This window comes from Gluconobacter sp. DsW_056 (genome assembly GCF_002153595.1).
In the GTDB taxonomy this organism is placed as follows: Bacteria; Pseudomonadota; Alphaproteobacteria; order Acetobacterales; family Acetobacteraceae; genus Gluconobacter; species Gluconobacter albidus.
This window is the reverse complement of the sequence record NZ_JOPF01000015.1, coordinates 1-13,416: the sequence shown is the minus strand read 5'-3', so window position 1 is coordinate 13,416 and position 13,416 is coordinate 1. Positions and strand designations below refer to the sequence as shown.

10 protein-coding genes and 1 pseudogene are annotated in these 13,416 nt (G+C 56.0%); 1 reads left to right on the top strand and 10 read right to left on the bottom strand.

Annotated features, from left to right (window positions below; translation table 11 throughout):
- Positions 1-21 precede the first annotated feature (21 nt).
- The 4 genes from HK22_RS12995 to HK22_RS12980 form a co-directional block, all read right to left on the bottom strand.
- Positions 22-1,350 (bottom strand): sugar ABC transporter substrate-binding protein, encoded by a 1,329-nt coding sequence (locus tag HK22_RS12995; RefSeq protein WP_086649560.1) that lies wholly within the window; start codon positions 1,348-1,350, stop codon positions 22-24.
- 80 nt (positions 1,351-1,430) lie between these two features.
- Entirely contained in the window at positions 1,431-3,077 is a 1,647-nt protein-coding gene (locus HK22_RS12990) for an FGGY-family carbohydrate kinase (RefSeq protein ID WP_086649559.1), read from the bottom strand.
- Between the two features lie 260 nt (positions 3,078-3,337).
- Positions 3,338-4,369, bottom strand: a complete 1,032-nt coding sequence (locus tag HK22_RS12985) for an Ldh family oxidoreductase (RefSeq protein ID WP_062107605.1) — start codon at positions 4,367-4,369, stop codon at positions 3,338-3,340.
- A gap of 166 nt (positions 4,370-4,535) precedes the next feature.
- Entirely contained in the window at positions 4,536-6,872 is a 2,337-nt protein-coding gene (locus tag HK22_RS12980; RefSeq protein ID WP_086649558.1) for a TonB-dependent receptor domain-containing protein, read from the bottom strand.
- A gap of 191 nt (positions 6,873-7,063) precedes the next feature.
- Here HK22_RS12980 and HK22_RS12975 point away from each other — a divergent pair, with 191 nt between their 5' ends.
- On the top strand, positions 7,064-7,726 hold the full coding sequence (locus tag HK22_RS12975; protein WP_143412425.1) for a GntR family transcriptional regulator: 663 nt from the start codon (positions 7,064-7,066) through the stop codon (positions 7,724-7,726).
- Positions 7,727-8,181: 455 nt separating this feature from the next.
- Here the strand turns inward: HK22_RS12975 and HK22_RS12970 are convergent, their stop codons facing one another.
- The 6 genes and pseudogenes from HK22_RS12970 to HK22_RS15010 all read right to left on the bottom strand — a co-directional run.
- Positions 8,182-9,612 (bottom strand): efflux transporter outer membrane subunit, encoded by a 1,431-nt coding sequence (locus tag HK22_RS12970; RefSeq protein WP_086649556.1) that lies wholly within the window; start codon positions 9,610-9,612, stop codon positions 8,182-8,184.
- Positions 9,609-10,787, bottom strand: coding sequence for an HlyD family secretion protein (locus HK22_RS12965; RefSeq protein ID WP_086649555.1), 1,179 nt, complete (start codon positions 10,785-10,787; stop codon positions 9,609-9,611). The genes HK22_RS12970 and HK22_RS12965 overlap by 4 nt, the downstream gene beginning before the upstream one ends.
- Before the next feature lie 51 nt (positions 10,788-10,838).
- The gene (locus HK22_RS12960; RefSeq protein ID WP_233142642.1) at positions 10,839-12,371 is read right to left on the bottom strand and encodes an MFS transporter; all 1,533 of its coding nucleotides are present in this window, start codon (positions 12,369-12,371) and stop codon (positions 10,839-10,841) included.
- A 123-nt stretch (positions 12,372-12,494) separates the two neighbouring features.
- Complete coding sequence (locus HK22_RS12955; RefSeq protein WP_086649554.1) at positions 12,495-13,031, bottom strand: 2'-5' RNA ligase family protein; 537 nt, start codon at positions 13,029-13,031, stop codon at positions 12,495-12,497.
- A complete protein-coding gene (locus tag HK22_RS12950; RefSeq protein WP_369827271.1) occupies positions 13,028-13,360 on the bottom strand; it encodes a hypothetical protein in 333 nt (110 codons plus the stop codon). Before HK22_RS12950 ends, HK22_RS12955 begins: the two co-directional genes overlap by 4 nt.
- Positions 13,326-13,416: pseudogene (locus HK22_RS15010) on the bottom strand (integrase core domain-containing protein); the annotation flags it as partial. The pseudogene HK22_RS15010 and the gene HK22_RS12950, both read right to left, overlap by 35 nt.

Sequence of the window (13,416 nt, the reverse complement as noted above, 5' to 3'; positions counted from 1 at the left end):
CTTGACCTTGATCTGGCGGCGTTATCGCGCGCGGCCGGACTGGCGGAGCGCGCGGGTGACCGAAGCCTGAGCGGATGTCAGCGCCTGATCGACCGTCATCTGGTCGGACAGGGTTGCTGCAACTGTCTGGCCGACCTGAGTGCCGATGGACTGGAATTCCGGGATCGCGACGAACTGGGCGCCTGTGTAGGGGCGGGGCTGTGCGGTCGGACCATTGGGATCAGCGGTCTTGATGGCGTTCAGGACGAAGGAGGCGAAGGGGGCGGCCTTGAGATATTCGGGCGCTGCATAGGTCGAGGCGCGTGTTCCCGGAGGGACTGCGACCCAGCCCTTCCGGGCGGCGACCAGTTTCACATAATCCTTGGATGTGGCCCATGTGATGAAGGTCTGGGCATCGGCGCTCTGATGGGAGCTGACGGGCACGGCGAGGCTCCAGCTCCACAGCCAGGTCGGTCCTTTGCCGTAGGGGCCTTTGGGAGCGGGAGCAAAGCCGACTTTGTCTGCAACCTGCGACTGCTTCGGATCGAACAGCAGGCCGCCTGCGACCGTGGAATCAATCCAGATTCCGCAATGCCCGCTGGCAAACAGAGCCAGGTTTTCGTTGAAGCCATTGGACGTGGCACCCGGAGGGCCATCAGCCTTCAGGGCAGAGACATACCAGTTCAGGGTCGCTTTCCAGGCGTCGGATGTCAGGGTCGGTTTCCAGGACATATCGAACCACTGCGCGCCGAACGTGTTGGCGAGCGAGGAAATATACGCCATGTTTTCGCCCCAGCCGGGCTTGCCGCGCAGACAGATGCCGTAGACCTGATTGGGCTTGTCCGTGATCTTGTCCGCGAACTGGCGGATCTGATCATAAGTCGGCTGTTCGGGCATTGTCAGCCCAGCTTTCTGGAACAGGTCCTTGCGGTAATAGGTGATGACGCTCTCGGCATAGAATGGCACGGCGTAGAGCTTGCCGTCTGCTGTGAGGCTCTCACGCACGGAAGGCAGGATGTCATTCATGTCATAGGCATCGTCAGGCTTGATTTCGGTGAGCCAACCCTGCTTGGCCCAGATCGGCACTTCGTAATTGCCGATGGTGACGACATCGAACTGGCCGGTTTTCATGGCGATGTCGGTCGTTACGCGCTGACGCAGGACGTTTTCTTCAAGCGTGACCCAGTTCAGGTGAATGTCGGGATGGGCTTTTTCGAATTCCGTCGAAAGCTGGCGCATGACGATCATGTCGCCGTTGTTCACTGTGGCGATCGTCAGGGTTCCGGCGGCTTGTGCGCTGGAGAGGACCGAGCCTGCGAGCAGGGCGCCAAGGGCGCAGAGAGCTGTACGGGTGGATTTCAGGTGACGCATGGGATGACCTCTGGAAAAGGAGTTCTGGTTGGGTGGGAGTGGTAAGTGGAGGAATACCGGCGGGGCAGCAGACCCTGCCTTCAGGCGGTGGCCTCCTTTTCCAGAACGTCGCGCATCTGCTGACGCCAGGTGATCTGGCTTTCGAGCATGTCGTGCGCGATGTTACATTTGGCGGCGTGATATGAGGTGGTGCGCCCGTCGGGGAGGATTTCGTCTCCCGCATGACTCATTCGCGCCATGGCCTGCCTCAGGTCGGTATAGGTTCCGCTTGCGACGGCCCCGAGGATGGCTGCTCCCAGAAGAACGGAATCCGGTTCTGCGGGAAGCAGGATGCGGCACCCGGTTGCATTGGCGTGTTCCCGCAGGAAAACGGAGTTTTTGGTACTGCCACCGGTCGCGAGGATCGTGTCGATCCGGTAGCCCTTCGCGTTGAGAGCGTTAATGATGTCTTTTGTGCCGTAAGCCAGGCCCTGTACGGTGGCGAGGTAAAGCCGTGCCAGATCATCGAGCGTATCAGACAGGGTCAGTCCGCTGATCATGCCTCTCAGATCCGGATCGGCATGGGGCGAGCGGTTTCCGTAAAAATCCGGAAAGACATGCAGGTCGGACGTGATCGTTCCCGGCAGCTTGTCGCCTTCAAGCGCTTCAATTCGCGCATTCAGCAGCGCATATACGCTTGCTCCGGCTTTTTCTGCCTCCTGCCTGAGCGAGGAGCCAAGCCTGTGGCTGGAGATGATGAAGTCGATCAGTGATCCTGTTGAGGACTGGCCGGCCTCATTGAGCCACATTCCAGGGACCATCGCGTTCCAGTAGGGGCCCCAGACTCCCGGTACGAAGCGTGCTTCTTTCGAGACCGCCATATGACAGCTCGAAGTGCCACAGATCAGTGATATTGAGCGCTCAAGTTGTTCATCGGACAGAGAATCTTCTGTGTTAAGGCCAAACAGGCCTATCCCTCCGGCATGGGCGTCAATTGCGGAGACACCGACGGGAATGCCGGGTGTCAGACCCATTTCCGAGGCCGCTTTAGCGCTCAAGTTGGTATCAAGAATACCGCCTAACGGACGAATATCATTCCCGATACGTTTGAAATTGTCAGCCGCGAGGTCTTCCAGTCCGACAGACTGAAAATACCCTTCATCCCAGCGGTTTTCGTGGGCGAGATAGGTCCATTTACAGGCTGTCGAACAGGCGGAACGGGACAGGCAGCCTGTCGCGCGCCACGTCAGAAAGTCCGGAAGATCAAAGAAATGAGCTGCCTGATCGTAGATATGGGGAAGGTGACGTTTCAGCCAGAGCAGCTTTGGCGTCTCCATTTCAAGGGAGATCGTACCACCGACGTAGCGAAGCACATCATGTCCGCCGCGATTGATGTCCCGCGCTTCTTCAAGGGCACGGTGATCCGCCCAGAGAATGATGTTCTGCTCAGGTGCCCCATCGGGGTCTATCGACAGGGCATGACCGTCTTCATCAAGCACGACGAGAGAGCAGGTTGCGTCAAAGCCGATCCCGGTGATTCTGTATGGTTCATCAAGCATTGCCAGTGCGTTGCGGGTCGCTTCGCAGATGGCGGACCAGATATCAGTAGACGATTGCTGGGCATAGCCGGCACGTGGTGTCCATGTCTGGATTTTATGGACGAAGGCCGCTTTCTTCTGCCCGTCAAGGGTGAAGAGACCAGCCCGGGCGCTCCCTGTCCCCACATCAATTCCAAGAACCAGATCCATAGACGACATCCAGACCATATGAAGCACAGAGCAGACATGACGGGTCAGTCATGCCCAAGGTTCCATCCGATCCGTTTTGTGATGGAATATCACACTTTGGCCGTAAGAACTATCTCTCATTATGTTACATATAACGATATGTGTGTCCATAAGGTTGTGAGATATTTTTCTCCTGTGGAGATAAGACTCATCAACAAGAGGTTATTTTCCGTGGGAAACGGGCTGGATGGGGGCTCCTGATTTTCGGTTAGGAGCGTAAGCTACAAGCCGAGTATCCGTCGGGTTTCCGCGTCAACCGGGATGCCATTGACGGCTCTTCGTCTGGCTTCCTGCCATTCCCGGTCTCCGGGTGCCATAACCGGGTGTTGTCCGTCCGCCGAGGGGCTGTTGCGCAGAAGATCGAGATATTTACGCATTGCGAGGTCATAGGCGACGGATCCGATAAATTTTTCTGGATCTATTGCGATTGCAAAATGCCCGACATTCTGTCGCTTCAGGAAATTCTGCTCTTCATCTGTTCCGGTCATAACGGGGTCCAGTTCTGCGCCCGTCAGTGCGCCGGCCAGTACCGTAACCAATCCCGCCAGTGCAGCTCCCTTGAACCCGAAGCCTTCACCGCCAAGCGGCTGAAGAAAGGAGGCAGCCATCGCATCCTGCGTGGATAGACCCGAACTATCCGCCGCTACTCCGACAGGCAATGGAAGTCCCAGCGACCGGTAAAGTTTGACCCGGTTGAAGGGGATCGAAGATGTGGCGATATCCATAAGCCACGGATCCGAATTCTTCACGGGTGCTGCCATGGCTATGGGGTTTGTCCCATGAAACGGTTTGGCGCCCCCGAACAGAGACACGGCGGCGTCGGAATTGCTCATGATCAGGCCAATCATGCCTTGTCGCGCAGCTTCCAGCACATAAGCGCCAGCGGCTCCAAAATGGGAGGAATGATGTACGCCCACGGCTCCGATTCCTGCTTCCCGTGCCAGCAGGATGGCTTCGTTCATGGCCCTGTAGGCAGCAGGATGGGCAAGGCCGCCATCAGCATTCAGTTGACCGGTTGCAGGCCCGGTTCTCTTAAAGGTTGTGGACGGTCTGGGATTGATGCCGCCTGTTCCAAGAAGCCGGAGATAGTGACCTATCAAACGGACACCGTGACTGTCTACACCGATGCGAGAGGCGTGCAGAAGAGCGCATGTCGTCGCCTCTGCGTCCTTTTCCTGTGCGCCAGCTTGAAGCAGAAGGGTCTTGACCTGCTGAGAAAGGACAGATTCCGGATAATACTGAACGGTCGTCATAACATTCACCAGAGAAATCCATTTTTTGCAGGGAAACCGGAATGTCGTGAACCCGCTCTGGGGGCGGGACGAGGCCTGTGCTGCGCAACTCGGCATACAGGTCGTCCCATCCCTGCCTCGAAACAGATGAACGATTAAAAAGCGAGAGGCTCAAGGCCTCCAGCCATCAATATGTTACGTTCATCTTTGCGCCTACAAAACGTGGCAGACCTGGCATGACGCCATAGAAAGTTGCCTGTGTGCCGCCTGAAAGCCAGTAGCGGCGATCAGCAAGATTCTGGCCGTAAACCGTGACAGACCAATGTTGTTTCGGGGCGGTAAAGGTCAGAAAGGAGTTTACGAGAAAGTATGAAGGGGCACGGTAGATGCCTCCGTCTCCAATATGCTGAGGCTGTGTCTGGGCGCCGCGGTAGTTATAGTCGACACCAAAAGTCATTTTGTAGTCGCGGAACATCGGCCATGAGTAAGTCGCGGCACCGGACAGTGTCAGGTTTGCCAGACCCATATTGTAGCCATTGTAGTTTGTATTGACCGGTGACCATATTCCTGTCGCTGCAAACTGGGCTGTAGTTGCACTGCGGTTCAGGCTTTGGAACTGGGAGTAGGAACCGTTCTGGTAGCCGAAATTCTGTGTCAGCACGAGCCCGTGGAATGGGTGGGCTTCCATGTCGAATTCGGCACCATAGATATTGGAGCGCGGAGCATTCACATAGCCGCCGAGCACGCCATACGGTGGTACAAGAATGGTGCCCAGAAGCTGCTGGTCACGATAGTCATAGTAGAAACCAGCGGCATTGAACCGCAGGCGGCGGTTGAAGAACATGGTCTTGAAACCGCCTTCATAGGTCAGAACCTGTTCGGGCTTGAATGGCTTCAGCTGACTGGATTGCTGGGTGATATTGGCGGAGAAGCCGCCTGGCTTGAAGCCGCGCGAGAACATCACGTAACCCATGATGTTCGGCTCGAACTGATACTGGGCCCCAACGCGTCCGGCAAACTGGTTGGTCAACGCGCCGGAATTTCCGAAATTCTGAAGACGTGTTCTTGCGCCCGTGTTGAGATCATAATCTGCACTGAGAACGTTCAGCATCTGACGGTCATCAGATTCATGGCTGATCGCCCCGATTACAGTCAGCTTTGGAAGTATCCGGTAGGAGAGCTGGACGTATTGATTGAAATTCTGCTGGTTCTGACGATACGATGTCTCATTGAGAGGTGTCGTATTGGGACGATCTGAAGAATCATACCAGAAATTCTGTGCCATCCGTGCCCGGCTGTAATACATCCCTGCTTCCCAATGAAATTTGGCATGCGGGTTCAGGGATTCAATCTTGAGTTCCTGAGAAAAGACATTGGTCTGATTGTTGCGGAACATGTTGCCATAGGAGGCGACAGAGTTGGTCTGATTGGTCAACTCATGTTCGTCCACAGTCTCAAACGCACTCAGCGTCCACAGGCGACCCCAGCTGAAATCCTTGGTATATTTGATGTTGGCGCCCCAGAACATGTTGTCTTCGCGCGGCTTTTTGTTGTTGCCGTCTATACCGATGATTTTTGCAAATCGTGGGTCAAGTCCCCATTCTGTTTCCATGATATTGGATGTAATGGGGATGCCGTAGCTATTGTACAGATTGTGTCCAGACGATGCTTCAGATTGATCCGTCGTCCAGTGGCCGCCAACATCGAGTGTCGAAGTTTCGTCGATCTTCCAGCGAAGCTTTCCACGAAGAGCGCCGATATTGGCGTTGCCGTAACCCTCACCTCTGGAATTGCGCTGAAAGCCGCCACCAGTCATGGACTGTCCGGCAAGCCGGAACGATACAGATCGGGAGATCGGCCCAGAAACGAACCCTTCAACTCGGTTACGCCCATAGCTGGCAATATCTTCCGTCAGACCCGCGTGAAATTCGGGCGTTGGGTCTGCCGTATGGAAATTGATTTCTCCACCCGTAGTGGATTGTCCATGCGTAAAGCCGGATGCGCCTGGGGCAACCGAGATGTCGTCCATGTCGAACAGTATGCCAGATGTCATGATGCTGACGGGATAGGCCACACCGTCTACATAAGGCATGACGGATGGCGTATTGTTCTGTGTAAAATCCATCAGCCCGACACCACGCAGGGCAAAATTCAGTGCAGAGCTTCCAAAAGAAGGCTGAATGGTCAGGTTCGGTGCGACACGAACGATATCTGTCAGCTGCCGAACATTCCGGTTCTGAAGTTCCTGGCGGGACAATACAGTTTCGGAATGTGCTTCGTGCTGTCCTGCCCCTGTTACTCCGCGCCGAGCATTGACACGAACAACCTCGTTACTTGTCGCAGAAACGTCGGTCGCATGATGTCGTGAGGCGGCAGACTCATGTTTGTTTGCGGAGTGTACTCCTCGTTTTGCTGCTATCGCAGCCGCATCAGCACTTCCTGCGCAGGACAGGAGAGCTGTGGATAAAAGCATTGTGCGCAGCGAAAAAACAGGGCGGAGGCGACAGGACGAAGCAAGGGACATCGGGCATTTCCAGATCGGCGATGTGAAGCAGTCAGGATGTGTCACAATTCACCAATCCGGCGAATCTTGTATACAAGATAGAATATAAAATTCTCTTGTTCCATATTAAAAACGATCTTGTCCGGAATATTCCTTTCACGGATCTACTGTCGTGCTTGTCCCTTCGGAAAAGGAAGCGCATACAAACTGTTATGAAAGCCTGGGAAAAACCGCTGCAGCCAGCCAGCAGCAATGTCATCGAGAACAGGATCATACAGGCCGTTCTTTCTGCGGAAATCTCGCCAGGAGAAAGGCTCGGAGAGAAAGATCTGGGCGAGATTTTCGGTGTCTCGCGAACTTTGGTGCGAGAAGCGATGATGCGGCTCAGTAGCCGAGGCATTGTAGCTGTTTCGCCACGGAGAGGCTGGTTCGTTGTTGAACCCACTGCGAAAGAGGCCCGTGAAACGATAGAAGCGCGTCGATCGATTGAGGTCGGTCTTCTTATGACCCGAAAAAGCATCAGCACAGATGCGATTGATCACCTTGAGACGCATGTTCTCGAGCAGCAGCGTGCCATTGACGAGAATGATCTGGGACGCCGCAGCTATCTTCTGGGTCATTTCCACGTCCATTTGGCCACGGCACTCGGGAGTTCTATTATAGCCAACTTTCTTGAGGAATTGACGACCCGGACCGTGCTGATCGCAGCCCTCTATCAATCTAGGGCCGATGCACAGAAATCCTGCGACAACCACCGCCGATTGGTACATGCATTACGTGAAAACGATGTGGAGGGGGCCGTGAAAATCATGGATGATCATTTCACGCATCTCAACAAGGCACTCAAAACCAGGTCACGTTTACAAAGGACCTAATGCGGTCCCGATAGCTTTTCCAGTCTGCTTGCTGGGAGCGCCACGGCCTTTTCGTGAGGGAATAACCGGCAGGATCCCGTGGATCAGCAGGTCCTGGCGGCGGCTGTCGCTGTCGTTGCCCCGATCGGCCAGCATGGCTTTGTTATTCGAGAGCTGGCCAGCGGTAAGGACAAAGCCGGGAGTGCGTCCTTGACTGTCGCATGGAGCGTGGATTTTGCTCATAAAGCTGCTGCATGGTCGACCAGAAGCCTCCGAATGAGCTTCCCTTCTCCAGCCGGATACTGTGAATAGGCACGGACTACGGTGCTGTTGATCATATGCTGCCCGTTATCGCCCATTCCTGATCCGTCAGATTACCTCGTGCCATACCTGCTCCATTACGCTGCCTCGCCATAGCAATTAGCAAAATAGATCTTACCCAACACAAACCGGTCTTTTGGTAACGCGACCCAGGTCTATTCGGCATACTCCCAGCCTCCACCGAGTGCGCGGTAGAGGCCAACAAGTGTGGTCTCAGTTCGCGTCTGGCTAATGGAGAGAGCAGACTGGCTGGAAAGCAGAGCTGCCTGTGTTGCCACAACGTTCAGATAATCCGACGCGCCTTGCCGGTAACGCTCATGTGCGGCGTTGAAGGCGGCCTTGTTCTGAAGAAGTGCCTGTTGCGTCAGATTATAAGTTGACTGTGCCTTGGTATAGGCCGTCATGGCATCGTCGACTTCGCGCCAGGCATTCAAAACCGTATTGTGCCATGTCAGGATGGCTTCACGCTGCGCGGCTTTCCGAAACTGAAGCGTAGAGATCAGCCTTCCGCCCTCGAAAACAGGGATGTTGAGAGTAGGACCAACGCTGAACTGCTTTGCTGGCAGCGAAAAGAAATCAGCAGCGGAAAAGGATTCTGTTCCCATATTTCCGGCAAGCGTAATGTCCGGATAAAAGGCCGCCGTGGCAACACCGACTTCTGCGGTCGCAGCATGGAGACGCGCTTCTGCCTGAAGGATGTCCGGACGGCGACGTGTCAGATCTGACGGAAAACCCACGGGAACGCGGGCTGGCAAGGGCGGCTGGACAGAGTATGGTCGCAGTTCGGCTTCAAGGGTGCGGGGTGGCTCTGCCAGAAGCAGGCTGATAGCATTGATGAGGGCTGCTTCGGAGTTCTCGAGGCCGGGTAAATCGGCGCTCATGCTGGCAAGCTGTGCAGAGGCCTGTGAGACGTCCAGATTTGTGGCAACGCCATTGGCGAAACGCTCCTTCACCAGCTTCAGGCTGGTCCGGGCCAGTGCGATATTTGATTTGAGAATGGCTTGCTGCTGCTGGACGCCGCGCAGTTGCATGTAGCTGGTTGCCAGGTCGCTGACCGCCGCGAGGGCTGTGGCACGGCGTCCCGCGAGCATGGCTGTTGCGTTGGCATGTTGCGCTTCAACGCTGCGACGAATGGTGCCAAACAGATCCAGATCCCAACTGGTGCTCAGGACGTTTTCGTAAAGATTGAAGTTCATACTCGAACCGGGGCGTGGTTCCGCGAGTGAGAAAATGCCTTCAGAGCTGAGCTGACGGTAGGCATAGGAGCCGGACCAGTTGGCCTGTGGCAACCCAGCGGATGCGGCAGCTTTCATCTGCGATCGGGCCTCGCTGATGCGTTCTGCGGCGATCTGCAGGTTGAGGTTCTGTTTTCCGAGCCGATTGGCAAGGCTGGTCAGTTCAGGGTCATGGAAGTTTTGCCACCAGCGCGTATCGACAGCACCCGCATAGGTCTGACTGACACTCTGGGGTTCAGGCCCCCAACTGGCGGGAGTATTCATGGTCGGACGCTGGAAGTTCGGCCCCATGGTGCATGCCGAAAGTACGAGGCTGCCGGTCAGCAATACGGAAATGGAACGGCACTTCATGGTGCAGCTGCAGGCGTGGGAGATGATAGGGAGGGCGTAACGCTTCTCGGGTTTTGAAGCTGTTCGACGGTGACATTGTCGAGGTTGGTATCAACCGTGGTCTCTACGGAAAAGCCAAGGCGCAGCAGACGGGCCAGGGGCTGGTTCGGTGCAAGGATAATCTTGACCGGCAGGCGCTGGACGATCTTCGTGAAGTTTCCAGTCGCGTTTTCCGGCGCAATAGGGGCGAAGACAGCGCCCGAGGCCGGGGGAATGCTGTCCACGATCCCGTCCAGAGTCACGTCGTAGGCATCCACATGGATTTTGACAGCTTGACCAGGACGCATGTGACGGAGCGCGAGCTCACGGTAGTTGGCGCGGATCCAGATCTGGTCGAGCGGGACGAGGGCCATAAGAGCGGTGCCCGGATCAACATAATTTCCGGTCTGGACGCTGCGTTCGCCGATCATGCCGTCTTCCAGCGCGCGGACTTTGGTATAGGACAGGTTCAACTCGGCCTGTCGGACATGGGCACGGTCCATATCCACGGTCGTCAGTGCAGATTTGTGTCGGGCCTGAAGAACGGGAATCTGGGCGCGTGCGGCGGCAATGCGTGCTTCAAGGGATTGGAGCGTTGCTTCCATTTCGCGCAGGCTCGCCGCGGACTGCTGATGTTCCTGCGTCGAACCGGCACCTGTACGGGCCAGGTTGGTATAACGCTGGTCATTCTGACGGGCAAAAACGAGCTGGGCACGGATGCGGGCGGCTTCCCCGACATTCTCATCAATAATGGAGGGCTGGCGTGACACGCTGGCTGCGGCATCCTGCACGAGCGCTTCGTCCCGCGCGAGCGTCGCACGGCTCTGGTCCAGTGTGGTCTGGTAATCGTGGGGGTCAAGTTCGACAAGAACCTGTCCGGCCTTCACTGGCTGGTTGTCTGTGACGTCAACAGCGATCACCTGTCCGGCAACTCGGGGAGCAACGACGGTATAATGGGCTGTAACATAGGCATCGTCGGTCCAGACATGGCGGTTGGGCACAAAAATAATGGCCAGAACGACAGCGATGAAGACGAGGATGACAAGGCCGCCACCAATGAAAAGCCAGCGGGTGATGGTTTGGTGTTTGCGGTCCTGCTTTTTTTTCTGCTCTTCTTCACGGGGATCCTGGGAAGACTTGTCGTGCTGATCTGCCATCCTGCGGCAATTCCTTTCAAGTCCTGCTGCATGGCAGGATGGCTTCGGGAGTTATTTCGACTGAAACACGATACGTGGGGGATAGGTTCGAACGGGAAGTACGCAGACCCAGATCATCAGGAAAACCACGAGACTACCGAGTACGACCCAGTCATCGCTGAACGTCAGTGTTGCGGTCTGTCGGGCCATCTGGGCATGCAAGGCGCCCATACTGCCGGGAGAGGCAGCCTGGCCTGAGGGCGTGAGAGGAGCAGGCCGTTGCAGAACCGGGTTTGTGCCCTGCACGAGGCTGTAGCGAACCTGCCCGAGGCGATCGGCAATCCGATCCGAGTGAAGCGAGCCGCGCTCGCGGTGCATGAGTTGAAGCAACCAGATGCCTACGGCTTCCGCAACCGCCCGGGGTGTGTTGACCATGGCAGAGGCAAATGGTCCCTCCGAAGGATCGAGTGTGTTGGTGGACATCATGAGCAGGGGCATGACGATCATCGCGTCGCCAATCCCCTGTAACGCCTGCCAGAGATAGAACTGGTCACGGTTCCAGTTCGAGGTGAGGAAAAAATCGCCGATGCAGGCCGTCAGAATGCAGGACATGCCGATAAAGCTGACAATGCGGGAGTCTACCCAGGTTCTGTTCAGAACGACCGCCATCAAAGGGAGCATGACGAGCTGTATGGCCGCGATTTCCAGTGTGACAGGATAGATCTGTTCCGGACGGTAACCAGCGGCGGATTGCAAAAAGGACGCTGGTAGCGTGGATGAGGATAGAGAAATGACAACAAATGTCAGCAGGGTGGTGGCGCCATAGGCGAAGTTGCGGCGACCAAGAAGCTGGAATCTGAACAGTGGAAGTGGGTGAAACCACTCGTTCAGAACGAAAAGCGGAATACAGACGAGGCTTGTCAGCCCCAGGACACAGATAAAGGGACTGTTGAACCAGTCCATCCAGTCGCCCATCTGCAGCATGATCGAGAAAGAGCCCATTCCAAAGACGATCAGAAGGAAACCTTTCCAGTCGAATTTCCAAAACCGCTCATGTTTTGGAGGATCGACCGGCATGCCGTACCACAGCAGCAGGAAGGACAGGGTGCAGAGCGGGATGGACTGCCAGAAGACGAAACGCCAGTCTACGAGGTCGCTCCATAATCCAGCGAATGCCATGCTGAGATTGGGAAAGAAGGTCGCAGTCAGGGCATATGCGGCCAAACCGTAAAGCCTTATGGGGGGCGCCAGCACCCGCAAGGCGATCGTCATGAGAAGAGGAACGGTAAAGCCACCTGCCAGCCCTTGAAGAACGCGCAGGATGTAGAGCAGGGACAGGGTGGAGGTAAACGGAATGAGGCTGGACGACAGGACAGCGAGAAGTGCTACGAAAAACGAGAACCGTCGCAAAGTCAGTGTTACGGCGAGCCAGGGCGAGACCGACATCCCGATGATTTCGGCGGTAATATAGAGGCTGGAGAACCAGCGCTGGGAGTCCAGACTTAGCCCCAGAGCGCCCGCGATATCGGGAAGGGCCTGGGCGGAGACCTGCTCATTCAGTTCTGTAGCGAAAGAGAGGGCGATGATGCCGGCAAGCCCGAACAATGACCTTTGCTGGGGTGTCATGCAGATGATCGGGCAGGAAAAAAGAGCATCATTCCTCAGGTCATGCCGGAACAGTCGAACTATTTTAGACCGGATTCAGTAATTTTCGGCATAAGGAAAAATTTAAGAATCGCCACGCAGCATAAAAGGAGCCCGAACGAGAAGTTTCCACGGTCCTCCAAGATATCGCCACAGGCGCAGGGCCGCTCCATGGGTTTTCACAGGTTCATAGCCCTGTGACAGATGTTTCAGAAGCTCACGGGCTTTCTGGGGAGAAACCTTGTTCTGGATGGTCAGGTGTGGGTGCCATGGAGCGCGATCCTGTGCCGTACAGTGCTCTGGCGGAACAAGGCCGGAAATTTCTTCCCGAACGGCTTTGATCTCAGGGGAGATGATACGATAAGCCACACCCCGTCCCAGCAGAAATGGCGCCTCGATTGTGACGCAGGGTGCCTGCCGATCTCTGATGAGATGCGTAAGGAGGATGTCTGTATATTCTGCAGGCAAGGCGTGGAAAATCGTGACATGCGCAGGAACGATATTGCGGTCTTGGGGAAAATGGCGGTCCCGCATGGACTGCGCCCAGTCCTGCACGGACTGTTCCAGCTCAAGGGTCAGGATCAGGGGCGCCTCCTGTTTCTCCGCCAGAAAACGGCTCACGCTTTACGAGCCCAGCCCGGTGCAGCCGGAGTAAGAGTTTCGAGAAAAGCAGATGCGCTCGAGCGATACTCCTGCTGTTTTTCCCTGCTGAAACGGTGCCACGTTGCGTACATGTTTTTCATGCGCATGTTGTGAGAAAAGCGTGTTTCGTGCCGTGCCAGAAAGTCCCAGTAGAGAGCGTTGAAGGGGCAGGCCTCGGAGCCTGTCTTCTGCCCGACGTCAAACCGGCATTTCCCGCAGTAATCCGACATGCGGTTGATATAGGCGCCTGAACCTACATACGGTTTGGACGCGATCTTCCCGCCAGTCAGCCAGAACCTGTCGGGCATGGTTGAGAGACGTGAGCAACGCCTCGTTGAGGCATTCATCCCTCAACCGGCCGTTG